The sequence below is a fragment of the Flagellimonas sp. CMM7 genome, assembly GCF_021390195.1.
Classification (GTDB): domain Bacteria; phylum Bacteroidota; class Bacteroidia; order Flavobacteriales; family Flavobacteriaceae; genus Flagellimonas.
The window spans coordinates 615,255-632,284 of sequence record NZ_CP090003.1; the positions used below are offsets into that span (position 1 = coordinate 615,255).

The 17,030-nt window shown below is 36.1% G+C and carries 21 protein-coding genes; 11 read left to right on the plus strand and 10 right to left on the minus strand.

The window, feature by feature from the left end:
* Window positions 1–31: 31 nt before the first annotated feature.
* Entirely contained in the window at window positions 32–391 is a 360-nt protein-coding gene (locus tag LV704_RS02875; protein WP_163423915.1) for a MauE/DoxX family redox-associated membrane protein, read from the plus strand.
* Here LV704_RS02875 and LV704_RS02880 read toward each other — a convergent pair.
* Both LV704_RS02880 and LV704_RS02885 read right to left on the minus strand, forming a co-directional pair.
* Window positions 383–796: a hypothetical protein gene (locus LV704_RS02880; RefSeq protein WP_163423914.1), complete on the minus strand. Its 414-nt coding sequence runs from the start codon at window positions 794–796 to the stop codon at window positions 383–385. The two genes, LV704_RS02875 and LV704_RS02880, sit on opposite strands and share 9 nt — an antisense overlap.
* Window positions 789–1,367 (minus strand): RNA polymerase sigma factor, encoded by a 579-nt coding sequence (locus LV704_RS02885; protein WP_163423913.1) that lies wholly within the window; start codon window positions 1,365–1,367, stop codon window positions 789–791. The genes LV704_RS02880 and LV704_RS02885 overlap by 8 nt, the downstream gene beginning before the upstream one ends.
* Window positions 1,368–1,501: 134 nt before the next feature.
* Here LV704_RS02885 and LV704_RS02890 point away from each other — a divergent pair, with 134 nt between their 5' ends.
* Together LV704_RS02890 and LV704_RS02895 are read left to right on the plus strand one after the other, a co-directional pair.
* A complete protein-coding gene (locus LV704_RS02890) occupies window positions 1,502–1,855 on the plus strand; it encodes a DUF6249 domain-containing protein (protein ID WP_163423912.1) in 354 nt (117 codons plus the stop codon).
* Between the two features lie 62 nt (window positions 1,856–1,917).
* On the plus strand, window positions 1,918–2,550 hold the full coding sequence (locus LV704_RS02895) for an MOSC domain-containing protein (protein WP_163423911.1): 633 nt from the start codon (window positions 1,918–1,920) through the stop codon (window positions 2,548–2,550).
* A gap of 49 nt (window positions 2,551–2,599) precedes the next feature.
* Here the strand turns inward: LV704_RS02895 and LV704_RS02900 are convergent, their stop codons facing one another.
* Window positions 2,600–2,980: a hypothetical protein gene (locus tag LV704_RS02900; protein ID WP_163423910.1), complete on the minus strand. Its 381-nt coding sequence runs from the start codon at window positions 2,978–2,980 to the stop codon at window positions 2,600–2,602.
* A 206-nt stretch (window positions 2,981–3,186) separates the two neighbouring features.
* Between LV704_RS02900 and LV704_RS02905 the strand changes: the two genes are divergently transcribed.
* Together LV704_RS02905 and LV704_RS02910 are read left to right on the plus strand one after the other, a co-directional pair.
* Window positions 3,187–4,059 carry an AraC family transcriptional regulator gene (locus LV704_RS02905; protein WP_163423909.1) on the plus strand — a complete coding sequence of 291 codons (873 nt, stop codon included), beginning with the start codon at window positions 3,187–3,189 and terminating at the stop codon, window positions 4,057–4,059.
* Window position 4,060: 1 nt separating this feature from the next.
* Window positions 4,061–4,654, plus strand: coding sequence for an alpha-ketoglutarate-dependent dioxygenase AlkB (locus LV704_RS02910; protein WP_163423908.1), 594 nt, complete (start codon window positions 4,061–4,063; stop codon window positions 4,652–4,654).
* Here LV704_RS02910 and LV704_RS02915 read toward each other — a convergent pair whose 3' ends face one another.
* Complete coding sequence (locus LV704_RS02915; RefSeq protein ID WP_163423907.1) at window positions 4,655–5,422, minus strand: S1/P1 nuclease; 768 nt, start codon at window positions 5,420–5,422, stop codon at window positions 4,655–4,657.
* A 149-nt stretch (window positions 5,423–5,571) separates the two neighbouring features.
* On the opposite strand from LV704_RS02915, the gene LV704_RS02920 reads away from it, so the two are divergent.
* The 6 genes from LV704_RS02920 (at window position 5,572) to LV704_RS02945 (ending at window position 11,760) form a co-directional block, all read left to right on the plus strand.
* Window positions 5,572–6,432 (plus strand): SPFH domain-containing protein, encoded by an 861-nt coding sequence (locus LV704_RS02920; RefSeq protein ID WP_163423906.1) that lies wholly within the window; start codon window positions 5,572–5,574, stop codon window positions 6,430–6,432.
* 59 nt (window positions 6,433–6,491) lie between these two features.
* Window positions 6,492–6,665, plus strand: a complete 174-nt coding sequence (locus tag LV704_RS02925) for an Arc family DNA-binding protein (protein WP_163423905.1) — start codon at window positions 6,492–6,494, stop codon at window positions 6,663–6,665.
* Between the two features lie 61 nt (window positions 6,666–6,726).
* Window positions 6,727–8,925, plus strand: coding sequence for a DUF5916 domain-containing protein (locus tag LV704_RS02930; RefSeq protein ID WP_163423904.1), 2,199 nt, complete (start codon window positions 6,727–6,729; stop codon window positions 8,923–8,925).
* Window position 8,926: 1 nt separating this feature from the next.
* Complete coding sequence (locus LV704_RS02935; RefSeq protein ID WP_163423903.1) at window positions 8,927–9,724, plus strand: HAD family hydrolase; 798 nt, start codon at window positions 8,927–8,929, stop codon at window positions 9,722–9,724.
* Window positions 9,725–9,760: 36 nt separating this feature from the next.
* Window positions 9,761–11,023, plus strand: a complete 1,263-nt coding sequence (locus LV704_RS02940) for a DUF819 domain-containing protein (protein ID WP_163423902.1) — start codon at window positions 9,761–9,763, stop codon at window positions 11,021–11,023.
* 44 nt (window positions 11,024–11,067) lie between these two features.
* A complete protein-coding gene (locus tag LV704_RS02945; protein ID WP_163423901.1) occupies window positions 11,068–11,760 on the plus strand; it encodes a DUF4369 domain-containing protein in 693 nt (230 codons plus the stop codon).
* A 4-nt stretch (window positions 11,761–11,764) separates the two neighbouring features.
* On the opposite strand, the gene LV704_RS02950 is transcribed toward LV704_RS02945, so the two are convergent.
* The 6 genes from LV704_RS02950 to LV704_RS02975 all read right to left on the minus strand — a co-directional run bounded on the left by LV704_RS02950 (window position 11,765) and on the right by LV704_RS02975 (window position 16,962).
* On the minus strand, window positions 11,765–12,037 hold the full coding sequence (locus LV704_RS02950) for a hypothetical protein (RefSeq protein ID WP_163423900.1): 273 nt from the start codon (window positions 12,035–12,037) through the stop codon (window positions 11,765–11,767).
* A 24-nt stretch (window positions 12,038–12,061) separates the two neighbouring features.
* Entirely contained in the window at window positions 12,062–13,030 is a 969-nt protein-coding gene (locus tag LV704_RS02955) for a type I phosphomannose isomerase catalytic subunit (RefSeq protein WP_163423899.1), read from the minus strand.
* Complete coding sequence (locus LV704_RS02960) at window positions 13,031–13,438, minus strand: 6-carboxytetrahydropterin synthase (RefSeq protein WP_163423898.1); 408 nt, start codon at window positions 13,436–13,438, stop codon at window positions 13,031–13,033.
* Window positions 13,435–13,968, minus strand: a complete 534-nt coding sequence (gene idi, locus LV704_RS02965) for an isopentenyl-diphosphate Delta-isomerase (protein ID WP_163423897.1) — start codon at window positions 13,966–13,968, stop codon at window positions 13,435–13,437. The genes LV704_RS02960 and idi overlap by 4 nt, the downstream gene beginning before the upstream one ends.
* Before the next feature lie 71 nt (window positions 13,969–14,039).
* Complete coding sequence (locus tag LV704_RS02970; RefSeq protein WP_163423896.1) at window positions 14,040–14,987, minus strand: type IX secretion system membrane protein PorP/SprF; 948 nt, start codon at window positions 14,985–14,987, stop codon at window positions 14,040–14,042.
* A 13-nt stretch (window positions 14,988–15,000) separates the two neighbouring features.
* Complete coding sequence (locus LV704_RS02975) at window positions 15,001–16,962, minus strand: gliding motility-associated C-terminal domain-containing protein (RefSeq protein WP_163423976.1); 1,962 nt, start codon at window positions 16,960–16,962, stop codon at window positions 15,001–15,003.
* Window positions 16,963–17,030: the final 68 nt, after the last annotated feature.

Here is a 17,030-nt window from a genome sequence, read left to right on the forward strand (position 1 = left end):
CATATGACCTGCCTTTCTTATTTTTATCTAAATGGAGAACCTTTGGCATCTTTATGTAATGGCCGGTATGTATATAATTGCAGGCATTGCTCATTTTATTTATCCAATGGCCTATCTGCGCATAATGCCCAGATATCTGCCAAACCACAGACTTTTAGTGCTGTTAAGTGGCGGTATTGAAATTGTTTTGGGCATTGCACTTTGTTTTGAGCAAACAAAGAACATGAGTATTTATGCTATCATAGCAATGCTTCTTGTTTTCTTACTGGTTCACTTTTACATGTTATCCGGTGAAAAAGAAAGCGCTGGAATACCCAAATGGATTCTTATACTTAGAATTCCTCTGCAATTTGGATTGATGTATTGGGCATACTTCTACCTGTCATCTTAACATCCAACTATTGTCAAAGTATCTTTTTAACCAAGGAATTTGAATCAGAAACAATAACCCAAAAAGCAACACCGCATATACGGTCGTTTTTGAAGATGAACGCATCCGAGGCCAATCTAAAATTCTTTCAAAAAACGAATCAATTTGTCCATTTCCAAACCATGCTCTATTGTCCATGGTATATTCAGCAGCTAAATACCATGTCATTCCAACCAATCCAATACATAAGAAAATTAAAACGCCCTTTGGTATCAATGGCTTATAATCAGTAATATCATTTAGCACTGGTTCGGTAATTTGAGACATAATGTTATCAGTGAAATTGGATGAAGGAGATTCCAAAATTGCCTCATCCATGATTTTGTCAACAAACTCCATTAACTCCTTTTCTTCATTCTTATCCATAATTCTGAAGTATTTCTTGTTCCAAATTTTCCTTTAATATTTTAGCTAACTTTTTTCTTGCCCTAAATAACTGCACCTTTATTGTACTCGCAGGAGTATTTAAAGTTTTTTCCATTTCTATTAGGCTTTGCTCTTCAAAATAGAACAACGTGAGAAGGCCTGCATCCGTTCCTGGTAACAAATTCAAGCTTTTTTTGATTAATGCTCTTCTTTCTTCCTTTACTATTTTGTCCAAGGCGTTGTTCATGGTTGCAAGTGAAACATCTTTGACATGTTCTATATCTACAAATGTCTTATTCCTATTATTTTGTTTGATTCTATCCAAACAGGTGTTATAGGTAACCCTATAAACCCATGTGGAAAACTTGGAATCACCCTTAAAATGGGACAACGACTTAAAAACCTTGATAAAGGTATCCTGAGATACTTCTTCCGCCTCTTCCCTATTTCCCAACATTCTACTTGCCAACGTAAATACCAAGTTCTTATATGCATCAACCAACTCAGAAAATGCATGGGTATTACCCGCCTGTATTTCTTTGATTAGATCAGTTTCTTTATTGGTTGTCATCCCTCATTGGACGCCAAAACATATGTTGTGGTTACAGAATACTTATTTTTTATCGAAAAAATGTAACCTCAATTAAAAAAGGGTCGTCATAGACAATGAACGAATAAAATAATAATCATTTAAAACGAACAATCATGGGATCTGAATTAATCATCATACCAATACTATTTGGGGTTGTCTTTGGCATAGCTTACCTCTATTTTTCAACCAGAAACAAAGAACGTCTGGCATTAATTGAAAAAGGAGCGGACGCTTCAATCTTTGTTAAAGGAAGAAGAGCCGTCGCTGCTCCTTTTTGGAAAATCATTATTCTAAACATCTCCCTTCTTTTAATAGGTATTGGAACTGCAATTTTTCTAGCCTCTATTTTAGTATACAGTTTTGGAGTGCATGACGACGTTGCGTACCCAGGTACAATCTTTACTTTGGCCGGGGCAGGTCTCTTGGTAGGCTTCAACATGACCAAACGTTTGGAGAAAGAAGATTAAATTCAAACAAAATCATTTGATAAAACCACCTTTATTTATGGTGGTTTTTTTATCTTAACCCTATGCAAATTATTTCAACGAACATAGGTAAACCTACCCCGATAAACTGGAATGGGCAACAAACCACTACCGGGATTTTTAAATACCCTGTTAATACATCTCTTCTTCTTGAAGGTGAAAGTGTTGCCGGTGACACCATTAGCGATAGAAAAGTCCATGGTGGCATTTTTAAAGCTTGTTACCTGTTTTCCGCCGACCACTACTCCTATTGGAAGGAAAAATACCCAGAACTGGATTGGAATTGGGGAATGTTTGGTGAAAATCTAACTATTGAAGGCCTTGATGAATCTAAAATTCGAATAGGCAATGTCTATAAAATTGGAAATGCTTTGGTACAAGTTACCCAACCTAGGGAGCCTTGTTTTAAGCTAGGCATAAGGTTTGAAACACAAGAAATTCTTAAACAATTCATTGATCATGGGTTTCCTGGGACCTATGTTAGAGTTTTAGAGGTTGGAGAAGTCAAAACAGGTGATACACTGGAATTGGTAAAAGAATCCGAAAGTACCTTGACGGTTCAACAATTTTATACATTGTTATTTTCAAAAACGAAAGATATTGACCTCCTAAAATTGGCGGTTGTCAATGAAGCCTTACCTGCATCAAAAAGGGAGCGGCTAAAAAGATATCTATGAAAAAAGGCCCATAAATGGGCCTCCTTGCACTGAAATTAACTAAACAAACTTATTTTACCGTTATAGTTTCTGTGTAAGTACCCAACTTATCAACCACAACTAAGGTATATTCATCTTCAAAAGCTCTTTCAAAGTTAAAGGCCTTTTCTATAACCATCTCCCCGTCAATAGATTCATTGTATACAAGTCTATCTTGGCTATCATATACTTTAAGAACTACCTTTCCTTGTGTAAGGTTCAATAGATTTAAGAATAATTTTTCTCCTTTCTTTACAAAAACCGGGTCTAATTCAACTTCAATTAATTTCTTTTCTACTTCACTCTTCGCAATTCCTTTCTTACCAAAAGTGTTCTCTGATCCGTTTGCAAACCCTATTGAAGAACTTAATAGGAATGCTGCTACTGTAACATAATTTAAAACTGATTTCATAACGTTTCGTTTTTAAAGATTACAGGACAAAACTACTATGGGATATTACTTTAAAACACTAGCATTTTTTCCAATTTATATGGAATATTAACACTGGTCATATGTTAAATTAATATTAAGGGTAAAATAGAACATATTTTAGGTAATTTTGCATATTAAGTATGTTTAAACCCGTAATAACTTTACATAAGGAAACTGAAATGGCTATGATGATTCAAAAACCTACTTTTGAAGCGATTGCACCAAGTTTTGGGCACTCTTTTACCTACCAAAAGTTTAATGAGAACAAGGAAAATAAGAACAATGGGTGGCATTATCATCCAGAGTTGGAGTTGGTCTATATAAAAGGAGGATCAGGTAAAAGGCAGATAGGCAGTCATGTTTCGTACTTTAGAAATGGAGATCTTATTCTTATAGGTTCCAACTTACCGCATTGCGGCTTTACAGATAGGCTTACAGGAAACAAGAGTGAGACCTTAGTACAGATGAAAGCCGATTTTTTGGGCAATGATTTCTTCAATATTCCAGAAATGAAGAACATTCAAAAGCTTTTTGAAGTTGCAAAAGGCGGAATTGCATTCTTTGGCAATACCAAAACCAAAGTTGGTGAAAAAATGGAAATACTGGAATACCAAACAGATTTTCAAAGGTTGCTATCTATTCTTAACATACTAAACCAGCTTGCCACATCCGAAGAAATAAAAGTGTTGAATGGTGAAGGTTTTTCTATGGAAACGGAAGTCAAGGATAATGATAGAATCAATGTTGTCTTTAATCACGTTAAAACCAATTTTAAGGAAGACATAAGTCTAGATGAAATTGCCAATATAGTAAGTATGACCGTTCCTTCATTTTGTAGGTATTTTAAAAAAATAACCAATAAGACCTTTACACAGTTTGTAAATGAGTATCGTCTGGTCCATGCTTCCAAACTATTGGCAGAACAACCAATGAGCATCACCCAAGTCTGTTATGATAGTGGGTTCAACAATTTTTCGCATTTCAATAAGTCCTTCAAAACATTCACAGGTCAAAACCCATCAGAATATAGAAATCAATTAAAGGCTGTACTTAAATAGCATGGGATTGTTTTCAGAAAAAATGATTTTAGAGTTGCCCGATAGTGATATTGTCTATTATCCAAATTTTTTGAAGGAAGAAGCCAGTTCGTATTTCAAAGGGTTACGGGATGACATTCCATGGCGACAAGATGAGATTACTATTTTTGGAAAAACATACCCCCAGCCAAGATTGACCGCATTATATGGAAATAATGGAAAGACCTATTCCTACTCCAATATTACCATGACACCTCTGGAATTTACGCCAGAACTGCTAAAAATAAAATCCACAATTGAAAAAGAAGCTGGTATAGAATTTTCAACTTGTTTACTTAATTATTATAGAGACGGAAAGGATAGTAATGGTTGGCATTCCGATGATGAAAAAGAACTTGGCCAAAACCCGGTAATAGCATCACTATCATTAGGAGCAGAACGCTTTTTTCATTTGAGGCACAAACAAGATAAAAGCATCAAACACAAGGTCTTACTAGAACATGGAAGTTTATTGTTGATGCAAGGGCAAACCCAACACCATTGGCATCATCAAATTGCAAAAACTGCAAGAAAGATTGGAGAACGGATAAACCTCACTTTCAGGGTAATTAAATAATTATTTGAACAAATCGTTCAATACTTTGGCAAGTCTTAGGCCTCCTTTTTGCAACTGCTCAAACAGTACATCGTTGTATTTATAACCATATTTATACCCTAACTTTTCGCCCACTTCTGCAGAAGTATAGATTTCTGCGCACAACTGATGAGACTCTTCTACCCAATCATACACTGTACCTTCTTGAATTTTTTTTCTTTCTTTTTTTGACACTTGCTTAAGTTCATCAGCAAGCTCGGTATATGTCATGCCATAAGATAAAATTAGGTTTTTATCCCAAACTCTGTGTAGATTGGTTCCTTCGCCAAACCACTGCAACTGAATATCGTTACCTCCTTTATCCTCTGCCCTACTAGCATGCATGGGCTGGTGCAAATCACCAACCAAATGGACTAACATTTTAAGATAAAAAACCCTGTCAGCTCTAGAACTATTTTCATTTTTCACTATTCTTGTACACTCCCCAATGGCCTGTACTACATCACCATATTTACTCTTAGGTGAATCTTCATAGCGCATATTTAGAGGATAGTTAACATAATGCCATGCAGAAAACTTAGAATATGCACGGTCAGCTTTTATCTCATCTGCAAAAGTGGAAACAAAAGCCAAGCTGTGTCCGTCCAACAAATCTTTCAACGCTCGTTTTGCCTTTCCCGTTAAATGGTTTTCCGCAATATGTCCGGTAACCCTATGTCCCGTTTTTCCCCAATAATTACTATAACCTAATAAAGGTACCAGTAAAAAGAGTAAAATGGTTTTGTTCATGATTGATGATTTTTTCAAATGTAGAAAACTGTGATTAATAAAAACATATCATAAAGAGGCATTTTCATTAGATTATTAACATCATTTGTGAAAGTGAATTTAATATGATATATTTATGATATCAATTTAATATCATTAAATCAATAATTATGACAGATGAGAAAATAATCTCCCCTTTAAACGGATACTTTATGTTATTCGTTTCCTTAGTGCTTTTTTTTGGAGGAATCGCCGCCATTATTTCTACCAAATCCGGTTGGTTCGGTATTTGTGTTTTTATTGGGTTGATAATGGCCTTTGGGTTGGTTTTGGTAAATCCGAATAATTCACGGGTTTTAGTGCTTTTTGGAAAATATGTAGGAACCATAAAGAAGAATGGGCTTCATTGGGTAAACCCTTTATACTCCAAACGAAAAGTTTCTTTACGAGCTAGTAATTTTGATAGTGAACGACTTAAAGTTAATGATAAACTGGGAAATCCAGTTATGATAAGTACCATTTTGGTTTGGAGGGTAACGGATACTTATAAAGCTGCTTTTGATGTTGATGATTACAAAAATTTTGTTCGGGTTCAAACAGATGCTGCAGTTAGGAAATTAGCAAGTATGTATCCATATGATAATTTTGCCGACGAGGGTATAGAAGAAGATATTACCTTGCGTTCCAGTTTAAATGAAGTAAGTGAAGCTCTTGAAAAAGAAGTCCAAGAAAGACTTGGAATGGCCGGAATTGAAGTATTGGAAGCAAGAATCGGTTATTTGGCCTACGCACAGGAAATCGCCAATGCCATGCTAAAACGCCAACAAGCTACGGCAATCGTTGCTGCAAGACATAAAATTGTTGAAGGTGCAGTAAGCATGGTAGAAATGGCACTGGAAGAATTAAACAAAAAGCAAATCGTAGATTTGGATGAAGAACGAAAAGCTGCCATGGTTAGTAATTTAATGGTTGTACTATGTTCAGATAAAGATGCTTCACCTATTGTAAATACAGGAACTCTTAATCATTGATAAGTATTTGTATTTAATACGATTACATCAAAAGGTAATTAAGGTATTAGTTAGAATAAATGAGTAAAAAAAAGGCGTTCGCTCTAAGACTCAACGAAGACATGCTCAAAGCAATTGAAAAATGGGCTGCTGATGAATTTCGCAGTACTAATGGTCAGATAGAATGGATGTTGATGAAAAGTCTTAAAGAGGCAAAAAGAGAGCCAAAAAAAAAGAGCAATGAGGATAATTAATTTTTGGGATTTTTTTAACTAAGCTTACCCGTAAATTTGACGGACTAACTTAAATTATCCAATGTTGAAATTCCGTTTTGTACTCGCTGCAACGCTCTTCCCTATTGTATTTTTTGCTCAGACCAATCCAAAACAATTTACCGTAAAGTATATTTCCGAACCCATCAAAATAGATGGGGTATTGGACGAATCTATTTGGAAAACCGCTGAGAGCGCTCATGATTTCCAACAATATTTTCCTTCGGATTCTATTTTGGCAGTTCAGCCAACCGATATAAAAATGCTCTACAGTGAGACGACATTATATGTTGGCATCAAAGTAAATACAGAAGGTGACGATTATGTAATTCCATCATTACAAAGAGATTATAGAGCTGGTGGCAATGATAACATTAGTTTACTTTTTGACACTTTTAATGATGGCACAAATGCTTTTCTGTTTGGCATGAACCCTTATGGAGTAAGAAGAGAAGCTCTAATTTCCAATGGAGGTACTGACCTTAGAGGTTTTACCACTTCTTGGGATGTAAAATGGCGAGGGGAATCCAAAATGTATGATGGCTATTACATCTGCGAAATGGCTATTCCCTTAACCTCGTTTAAATTTAAGCAGGGAGAGACCAAATGGCGCTTTAATAGCTATCGTTTTGATATGCAGACCAATGAAACCAGTACATGGATAGAGATTCCCCAGAATCAGTTTATTTTTGGTTTAGCATTTATGGGCGATATGGTTTTTGAAAAACCATTGGGAAAATCAAGGACACCGTTAGCAATTATTCCATACGTCAATGGAATTTCTTCAAAAGATTTTGAAACGAACGATACCAATAATGACCTGAATTTTGGTGGGGATGCCAAAGTGGCCATTGGTAACGGAATGAATTTGGATATTACCGTTAATCCCGATTTTTCCAATGTAGAGGTGGACAATGTTTTCACCAACCTTACCAGATTCGAGATATCACTCCCAGAAAGAAGGCAGTTTTTTGTTGATAATAGTGATCTTTTTGGAACGTTTGGTAATTCACGTGATTCCAACCCATTTTTTTCAAGAAGAATAGGAATTGCCGAAAATTTGGATGAAGAAACCATTGAAAATGGTATTATTGGGGGAATCCGCCTCAGCGGAAAACTTAATGAAGATTGGCGTTTAGGGCTGTTGAATATTCAGACCGAGGAAGATACTGAAAACGAAATCCCTAGCAATAACAATACTGTTTTTGCACTTCAAAAAAAGATGTTCTCCCGATCTAATCTCAGTTTTATTTTTGTTAACCGTGAAACTTTCAAGGATTATGATTTTTTAGAGGAAACAGAAAGGTATAACCGTGTGGTTGGATTAGATTATAATCTTGCATCTGCAGATAACACCTGGGTTGGTAAATTTTTCTTTCATAAATCCTTTGCACATGACATTGGTGATGATGACAGCTCTGGGGGAATTGACCTTCAATATAATTCAAGGACTATTAATTTTGGTTTGCGTGGTAACTATGTTGGCAATGACTTTAGATCAGATTTAGGGTTTGTAAGAAGACAAGATATAATCGCGGCAAGACCTTTTATAGAATTTAATTTTTGGCCTAAGAAAGGAAAAATCAATTCTCATGGCTTCCGTTTTAGTCCAAACGCTATATGGAGACCAACTCTGGACTATCAAAATACCGATTATACTATTTTTACCAGCTGGCAAGCTCAATTCAAAACCCAAGAAGAAATATCAGCTAGAATGTTCAATAGATTCACTTTTTTAACCGATTCTTTTGATCCAACAGATACAGATGGTGCACTTGAACTTCCTGCGGACCAGGGGTACTATTACACTAGTTATGAAGTTGAATTTCAAAGTGATAGACGAAAAATCTTTTCTTATTCTTTAGAACCAGGATATGGGGATTTCTTTAATGGTAACCGATTTTCTTTTGAGGGTGACATTAGTCTAAGACTTCAACCAAAAGTTTCTCTTTCCCTGGATTTAAACTATGACAGCATAAATCTCCCTGATCCTTTTCCGAGCGCTGACCTATGGCTGGTGAGTCCCAGAGTCAACATTACTTTTAATAAATCTGTATTTTGGTCAACCTTGGTACAATATAGCAATCAACGAGACAATTTAGGTTTTAATTCACGCTTGCAGTGGAGATTTGCCCCGCTATCAGATTTGTTCATAGTGTATAACGACAATTACTTTGTAAATTCATTCATGCCAAGAAACAGGTCCATTAACCTTAAGCTTACCTATTGGTTAAACATTTAGAATGAATTTCAAGGTACTTTGTTCAGATTTAGATGGCACCCTGCTATCTACAAAAAATGATGTTTCTGAATTTACCATTTCAGAGATAAATCGAATAAAGGAAAACCTTAGGATCATTCTAGTTTCGGCAAGAATGCCAAAATCCATGACCTATCTTCAAAAAAGGATGGGAATACAGGAAAACCCAATTATCTGTTACAACGGCGCCTTGATTCTTGAGGGTGATGTAGAAATAAGCTCCACCATCGTTTCTTCCGAAAATACAAACCAGTTAAATACTCTTTGTCAACCCTACGGAATAAAACTTGGACTATATTACAAGGATGAATGGTGTGTAAATGAAACCTCTGAACGAGTTGAAAAAGAGATTTTAAACACAAAAGCCGAGCCCATTTTTGAGTCCACTGTGCAAACTTTGGAGAGATGGAAAAAAGAAAACGTAGGCCCACATAAAATCATGCTTATGGGAACTAAGACAAGCATGGATCAAGTTACCCAGAAGTTGACGGATAGTTTTTCCAATATCATGAATTGTTATCGCTCCAACGATACGTTAATTGAAATAGCTCCCAAATCAGTTTCAAAACTTTCAGCAATAAAGACCTTATTAAAACCGAATGAATCCTTGAATGAAGTTATTGCTTTTGGTGATAATTACAATGATATAAAAATGTTGAAAAATGTTGGCCTTGGAGTTGCTGTGGAAAATGCAAGGAAAGAAGTAAAGGAGATTGCCAAAAAAGTGACTTTAAGCAACAAAGAAAATGGTGTGGCGCAATTTATTAAAGACCATCTTTGATTTTCCTATATTTGAAAACATCACTATAAAAATTATATGAACCAACTCCCTTTTACTGAAGATACTGTCATCTTTGGTCTTCTCTGTCTCTGTCTAGGTTTTGTCTTTTATACGTCTTCCATTAAAACCGGATTTTGGAAAAAATTCTATGGTATTGTCCCAACGGTTCTCATGTGCTATTTGCTGCCCGGAATTCTGGCTAGCACGGGAATTGTAAGTGAAGAACAATCTCAGACATATTATGTAGCTAGCAGGTATTTATTACCCGCTGCACTTATTTTAATGACGTTGAGCATAGATTTAAAGGCAATCATGAATTTGGGTTCCAAAGCATTGATCATGTTTTTAACAGGTAGTGCGGGAATAATAATAGGCGGGCCCTTGGCTATTTTAATTGTTTCCATCTTTTCGCCGGAAACGGTTGGTGGCAATGATTTTGATGCTGTCTGGAGAGGTCTGGCTACTATTGCGGGAAGTTGGATTGGTGGCAGTGCCAATCAAGCGGCCATGCTTGAGGTATTTCAATATAATCCAAAAGGATATACCAAAATGGTCATTGTTGACATTGTAATTGCAAATTTATGGATGGCCATACTTTTATTGGGTGTTGGTAAAACAAAAAAAATTGACAAATGGCTAAAAGCAGATTCCTCTTCTATTGAAAAATTAAAAGAAAAAGTATCTACCCATACAGCAAAAATTGCCCGGGTAACCAGTTTGCATGATTTTATGATGATGCTTTTATATGCATTTGCCGGAGTTGGAATTGCTCATTTTCTGGGGCACCATTTTGCCGAACTACTAGAGAACAATTTTGAGGTTATCCGAAATAAAGAAAAAATACTTTCTTCATTAAGCTCAAAATTCCTTTGGATGGTAGTTTTTGCCACAGCAATTGGCATAGGGCTTTCCTTTACCAAAGCCAAAAATTATGAAGGGGCGGGCGCCAGTAAGATTGGGAGCATTTTCATCTATATCTTAGTAGCCACAATCGGTATGAAAATGGATTTGAGCAGAGCATTGGAGAATCCGGGATTAATTGTAATCGGCTTGGTTTGGATTTCCATACATGCGGGCCTCTTGATTTTGGTGGCTAAACTAATTAAAGCACCTTACTTTTTCTTGGCCGTGGGTAGTCAAGCCAATGTTGGCGGGGCCGCTTCTGCTCCAGTAGTGGCAGCAGAATTTCACCCTTCATTGACATCTGTGGGTATTCTTCTAGCTGTTTTTGGTTATGTAGTGGGCACAGCAGGTGCCTATTTATGTGCTTTATTGATGGAAGTAGCTTCTAAAGTTTAATTATTCCATAAGTTTATTGATATTTGCCCCGCTAAATTTCAACAATGAAGAGGATTTTGTTTGCACTGGTACTTGGTTTGATCATTGTTTCTTGTCAAAAGAATACAGAAAACACCATGGCCGTTTCAGGAAATATTAAAGGGTTAAAAAAAGGAACCTTGTTCCTGCAACACTTCAATGATTCGTCATTAGTGGTATTGGATTCGCTTGAAATTCAAGGAGATGGAAGTTTTTCTTTTTCCCATGAAGTAGAAAGTCCAGAAATTTTTTATCTCTACTTAGATAAAGCCGATAATAATGATGTTAACGATCGTATTACTTTTTTTGGTGAACCTGGGCAAATCACTATAAATACTTCTTGGAATACTTTTGAAACCAACGCAGAAGTCTCTGGTTCTAAAAGTCATGAAAAGCTTGCAGAATTCAATGGAATGCTTTCTAATTTCAATATTAAAGAGCTTGAGCTTTCACAGCAAAGTTTTTTACCCGAGATTCAGGCGGATTCGTTGGCATTGGATTCAGTACAAAACCTAATATCTCAAAATATCTTGAAACGATACAGGTATACCTTAAATTTTGGTTTGAACAATAGTGATTCTTACGTTACCCCTTACGCAATGCTGATTGGAGCAAATGAAGCTAACCCAAAATATTTGGATTCGATATACAATTCCTTAACACCTGAAGTAGCTGCTTCCAAATACGGAAAAGCTTTCAAAGAATATTTGAAAAAATAAGGGATTAACCAGCTAATTTGTTTAACTCTTCAACTAGTTCAGTAGCTTTTTCTTCTAGCTGCGACCGGATGTCTTTAAAGTGCGCTTTACTGTTATCAACTTCTTTTTGATGAATCTTGTCCATAAGCTCATCAAATATCGCAATAGCTCTATCAATAAGCACAGAACCTTCTTCTGAGTCTTTGTTATTTGAGCCCGCCTCCCATATGTAGACCGCTTCTATGATATCTCCTAAAACAAAATTGACATCCTTCTTTAAATCACGAATACTTGCCATACTACTGTTTTTTCAAATGTACTATTAAATGGTAACTTCTAAAAGTTTAACCCCTTCTGTCTTTATATCTATCCAACTACTCGAGGCAGCAATTAAAATGGTCTCACCCTTCTTAATCAAAGAACTGCCAAAATCATTAACAATTTCAGCCTCTCCTCCCACACACATATAAATCGTAAAAGAATCCCGAGATGAAACATCTTGACGCATTCCTTTGCTTAATTCTAAAAAATTGGTTTTAAAATAAGGGCAATCAACCATTGTGTTGATCGAATCCATTTTATCTAGATAATTAACCTTAAAATCATCTTTTTTGGAATAATCCATAGCGTCAAGAGCCAACTCTGTATGCAATTCTCTAAGGTTTCCGTTTTTGTCTTTTCTGTTGAAATCAAAAACCCTGTAAGTCACGTCTGAGGTCTGTTGGATCTCTGCCAATAACACCCCAGCACCAATGGCATGGATTTTCCCTGTATTTATAAAGAAAGTATCACCTTCTGAAACTTCCTCATAGTTCATCAGATTCAAAAGGGTGTTTTCTTCTAGACTTTTAATGTATTCTTCTTTTTCAACACTCTTGTCGAACCCTACAATTAGTTTGGCCCCAGGGTCTGCATCCATAACGTACCACATCTCCGTTTTTCCAAAAGAGTTATGTCTTTTTTTGGCCAATTCATCATTGGGATGAAGCTGGATGGACAAATCTTGTTTGGCATCTATAAATTTTATAAGAATTGGGAAATCATTTCCAAACCTTTCCACAACACTTTTACCTAACAAGTTTTTTCCTTCTTTCTGAATTAATTCCTGCAAAGAAGTTCCAACTAATTCTCCATTGGAAATTTCAGAAATATCCCCAGCTACTCCGGAAAGCTCCCAACTTTCTCCTGTGATTTCGCTTTCAATAGGCTTTCCGAGTACATCTTTAAGTTTTGTTCCTCCCCAAAGACGTTCTTTTAGAATTGGGTTGAATTTTAACGGGTATAAGGTCATTTATCCAGAATAAGTTACAAAGTTACGAGGTGTTTCATAAAGTACTACCTCCAATTCTTTGGTTTTTTCAATATGAGGTCTAATCTTATTCCATATTACAACAGCGATATTTTCCGCTGTAGGGTTTATGTCCTCAAACTCAGGAACATCTTTGTTTAAGTTTTTATGGTCCAAGGCTTCTTCAACATGTTCCTTAATTAAATCCTTAAGCACTTTAAGATCCATGACAAAACCTGTCCGTTGATCAATTTCTCCTGTAACACTTACAATAAGATCATAATTGTGGCCATGGTAATTTGGATTGTTGCATTTACCAAAAACGGCATCGTTTTTTTCAAAACTCCAATCTGGTCTATACAGCCTATGTGCCGCGTTAAAATTGGCTTTTCTGCTAACCTTTACCTTCATCCTTTATTACTATTATCAGAAATATGGTTATAAAACCGTTCAAAAATAATTTTGAACCAAGCTGTATAATCATCCGGATTCTTAGAAATATCCATCTTGATATCCGAAGGGGACATCCATTTCCAATCTTCTACCTCGGAAGGGTTTACTATCGGATTCTCATCATAGTAACCAATCATTACATGATCTAACTCATGTTCCGTAAGACCATTATCAAATGGTGCTTTGTAGATAAAAGAGAGTAATTCTTTCAGTTCTGTTTTAAAACCCATTTCCTCTTGGAGACGTCTTTTCCCTGCTTCAATATTGGTTTCTCCTTCTCTCTGATGACTACAGCAGGTGTTTGTCCATAGTAAAGGTGAATGGTATTTATCCTTAGCGCGCTGTTGCAGCATCGTCTCACCTTTGTTATTCATAATAAAAACTGAAAAAGCTCTATGAAGAACAGCTTTCTCATGGGCTTCCATTTTAGGCATTAGGCCAATAGGTTCATCATCCTCATTGACCAATATCACATTTTCCCCTTTCATAAGGTAAAAATATGACGTTTGTCAGGAAATACATGAATGCAGGTTCTAAAATGTTTCTAAAACCTTTAATTTTAAAAGAAACGTGGAGATTTTAAGTTACTCAAATTCTTTACAAAATCATATCTAAGGATAACCTCAAAAGATCCATCATTGAAGGTAGCTGCTCCTAAATCCGTGGTTTCGCGATCGTAGGCAAGGCCAATGAACATCTCGTCAGATATTCTAAAACCAAAGAGACCACTGAATGCAGCATCCCAACGATAGGCAACACCACCTATAAATTTTTCATTGAACATAAAATTTGCAGATACATCAACTTGAAAGGGGGCACCTTGAACCGCCTTAGTTAAAAGTGTCGGTTTAAATTTGAGAAAGGGATTTAAATCCCATACATACCCAGTGATAAAGTATAAGTTTATCTGCTCCGTTGCAGTTGAAATTGATGATTCATCAAAATGAGTGGTTTCTAACAACCTTGGTACTGAAAGACCTGTATAAAAACGTTCAGTATGATAATAAATTCCAGCACCAATATTGGGTGAAAATTTATTTTGAATATCCTGCTGTGATTGCAATTGAGGGTCAATTTCAAATTCATCCAATTCTGAATATCGAATATCTAACATGTGGGCGCTTGCCTTTAGCCCAAAACTTAACTTGGCGTCAAATGATGTTTGAATGGTATATGAAAAATCTATATCAAAGTATGTTTCAGATGTAGGTCCTATTTTATCATTGACAATGGATATTCCCAAACCTACTCCTCTATATCCCATAGGAGTATGAAGATTAAGGGTTTGCGTCTCAGGAGCACCATCCAAACCTAGCCATTGATTACGGTATAAGGCCGCGATACTTAAATGACCTCTGGAACCTGCATAAGCTGGATTAACACTTACTGTATTGTACATGTATTGTGTGTATTGTGCATCTTGTTGAGCATGAACAACACTTGTAAAGCACAATAGCAGTGTAATTATTTGTAAGAGTGTATTTTTCTTTATTGAATTCTTATCCACAGTAATCTTCACTTTATCTATTAATGTATAGGTAACCTGAGAGCTGTTTCATATTCCCATTGAGATCTTCATAATCTATAATATAGAAATACGTACCTACAGGAAGTTTGTTGTCCTGATCAACAGTCACCCGTCCTTCAGAAGTACCATCAAAGACATTTCCGGTTGTGTTGTATGCTTTGGTTACGTATACCAGCACACCCCATCTGTTGTAAATTTTTACTGTATTGTTTGGATAATCTTCTAAATTATTAATAGTTAATACATCATGTATTCCATCTCCATTTGGAGTAATAACGTTAATTACGTCAACTTCGTCTACTTGGCTTTGATCTAAATCCGAATCCAAGTAGTTTGGAAACCCATCTTCATCTGAATCATCATCAGCATAGTTTCCATCCAAATCCAAATCTTCATCTATAGTTTCAATGCCATCATCATCATCATCAGTATCTCGGTAATTCGGAACATCATCAGAATCCGTATCGATCAAATCAATGGCTGGATCATTTATTTCATCATTGACATCTAAGTCAATTACCGTGCTTCCTTCAAAACCATCGTCAAGACCATCATTATCTTTATCAGAACCAATAAATGTTACATCTGCAATACCATCTTGATCTTGATCATTACCTTCTATACTATCTGGTACATTGTCATTATCACTATCATCATCTACATAATCTGGAATTGCATCACCATCTGTATCAACGGGAATCAATCCTACATTCCCACCATTTTCATAAGCATCATCTAAACCATTATCATTGGCATCCAATAAACTAGGAGCTATATAGCCTATTGTTATCTGTGCTTCAATATTATCAGGAATTCCATCATCATCGCTATCAATATCTAGGTAGTCTGGAATAGTATCTCCATCTGTATCAGTTGGGTTTGTTGATGGATCATTATCGTTATCAGAATTTAAATCTTCAAAACTGTCTACAATTCCATCATTATCGCTATCTAAGTTAATTCCGGGAGGATTCACCAATATGGTAACTGTTGCAGTGCTACAATTTCCAGATCCGTCGCATATTGTATAATCAAAAGCATCAGGGCCCAGATAACCAGGGTTAGGGGTATAGGTTATAAAATCATCTGATGGATTACCCAAAGTAGTATTTTCATTTATGAAAATGGTTCCGTTGGAAGGTGTTGTAGCTATTAAGGTACCTGTAGTAGGCAAATCATTATCATTCGCCAAAATATCAATATCAACAGCAATATCTTGCTCCGTTGTAACGGAATCATCAAATGCATCTACAATAGGAAGTACATCTACAGTAACAGTCGCTGTACTGCAAGCTCCAGTAGTGTTACATACAGTATAATCAAATGCATCGGTCCCGTTGAAATTGGGGTCTGGCGTATAGGTTACAATATCATCAGTTGGGTCATTCGGTGTTCCATTGCTGTTTATGGTAACAGCACCATTTGCCGGATTCGTAGTTGTAAGATTTCCGGTTGTGGTTACATCCGAATCATTGGCAAACACTGGAACAGCAACAGAATCATCTTCATCTACAGTTACTAAATCATCAACTAAAGTTCCAGCTTGACTCATACACACCACAGTAAAACGAGGTAGTTCACTGGTATTTCCTGCCTTGGTAATAGTGGCAGTATACCTCTCTACACTTAATGTACTTGTTACCGTTGGTTGTGTTTGATCTCCACTTAATGCAGGATTCCAACTTACAGTAGCTCCGGTAGGAATGCTTGCGGTTATATCTAAAGTAACTTGATTATTTGGAGCTGTGCAATCGGTCAAAATGAAATATCCTGTTGCATTGGAACCACATAACGTACCGTCATATGTTGCAAAATATACTCCTGGTTGTGTGGCCTCATAAAAGGAAACCGTACTTAAAACAGTTCCAACATCTGAAGCTTCAAACCACTGAAAATTGGTCTCATCTCCGGTATTGGGTGCTTGAAGTAAAAACTGTGCATTTAGAAAACTCATCCCAGAAATAAAGACGAACAATCCAATGAATAAAGACTTATTTAATTTTATTGATTTCAAACTCTTTA

Coding starts and splice junctions, on each gene's coding strand:
- LV704_RS02875 (WP_163423915.1), top strand. CDS start 32: ATGGAGAACCTTTGGCATCTTTATGTAATGGCCGGTATGTATATAATT.
- LV704_RS02880 (WP_163423914.1), bottom strand. CDS start 796: ATGGATAAGAATGAAGAAAAGGAGTTAATGGAGTTTGTTGACAAAATC.
- LV704_RS02885 (WP_163423913.1), bottom strand. CDS start 1,367: ATGACAACCAATAAAGAAACTGATCTAATCAAAGAAATACAGGCGGGT.
- LV704_RS02890 (WP_163423912.1), top strand. CDS start 1,502: ATGGGATCTGAATTAATCATCATACCAATACTATTTGGGGTTGTCTTT.
- LV704_RS02895 (WP_163423911.1), top strand. CDS start 1,918: ATGCAAATTATTTCAACGAACATAGGTAAACCTACCCCGATAAACTGG.
- LV704_RS02900 (WP_163423910.1), bottom strand. CDS start 2,980: ATGAAATCAGTTTTAAATTATGTTACAGTAGCAGCATTCCTATTAAGT.
- LV704_RS02905 (WP_163423909.1), top strand. CDS start 3,187: ATGATGATTCAAAAACCTACTTTTGAAGCGATTGCACCAAGTTTTGGG.
- LV704_RS02910 (WP_163423908.1), top strand. CDS start 4,061: ATGGGATTGTTTTCAGAAAAAATGATTTTAGAGTTGCCCGATAGTGAT.
- LV704_RS02915 (WP_163423907.1), bottom strand. CDS start 5,422: ATGAACAAAACCATTTTACTCTTTTTACTGGTACCTTTATTAGGTTAT.
- LV704_RS02920 (WP_163423906.1), top strand. CDS start 5,572: ATGACAGATGAGAAAATAATCTCCCCTTTAAACGGATACTTTATGTTA.
- LV704_RS02925 (WP_163423905.1), top strand. CDS start 6,492: ATGAGTAAAAAAAAGGCGTTCGCTCTAAGACTCAACGAAGACATGCTC.
- LV704_RS02930 (WP_163423904.1), top strand. CDS start 6,727: ATGTTGAAATTCCGTTTTGTACTCGCTGCAACGCTCTTCCCTATTGTA.
- LV704_RS02935 (WP_163423903.1), top strand. CDS start 8,927: ATGAATTTCAAGGTACTTTGTTCAGATTTAGATGGCACCCTGCTATCT.
- LV704_RS02940 (WP_163423902.1), top strand. CDS start 9,761: ATGAACCAACTCCCTTTTACTGAAGATACTGTCATCTTTGGTCTTCTC.
- LV704_RS02945 (WP_163423901.1), top strand. CDS start 11,068: ATGAAGAGGATTTTGTTTGCACTGGTACTTGGTTTGATCATTGTTTCT.
- LV704_RS02950 (WP_163423900.1), bottom strand. CDS start 12,037: ATGGCAAGTATTCGTGATTTAAAGAAGGATGTCAATTTTGTTTTAGGA.
- LV704_RS02955 (WP_163423899.1), bottom strand. CDS start 13,030: ATGACCTTATACCCGTTAAAATTCAACCCAATTCTAAAAGAACGTCTT.
- LV704_RS02960 (WP_163423898.1), bottom strand. CDS start 13,438: ATGAAGGTAAAGGTTAGCAGAAAAGCCAATTTTAACGCGGCACATAGG.
- idi (WP_163423897.1), bottom strand. CDS start 13,968: ATGAAAGGGGAAAATGTGATATTGGTCAATGAGGATGATGAACCTATT.
- LV704_RS02975 (WP_163423976.1), bottom strand. CDS start 16,962: ATGAGTTTTCTAAATGCACAGTTTTTACTTCAAGCACCCAATACCGGA.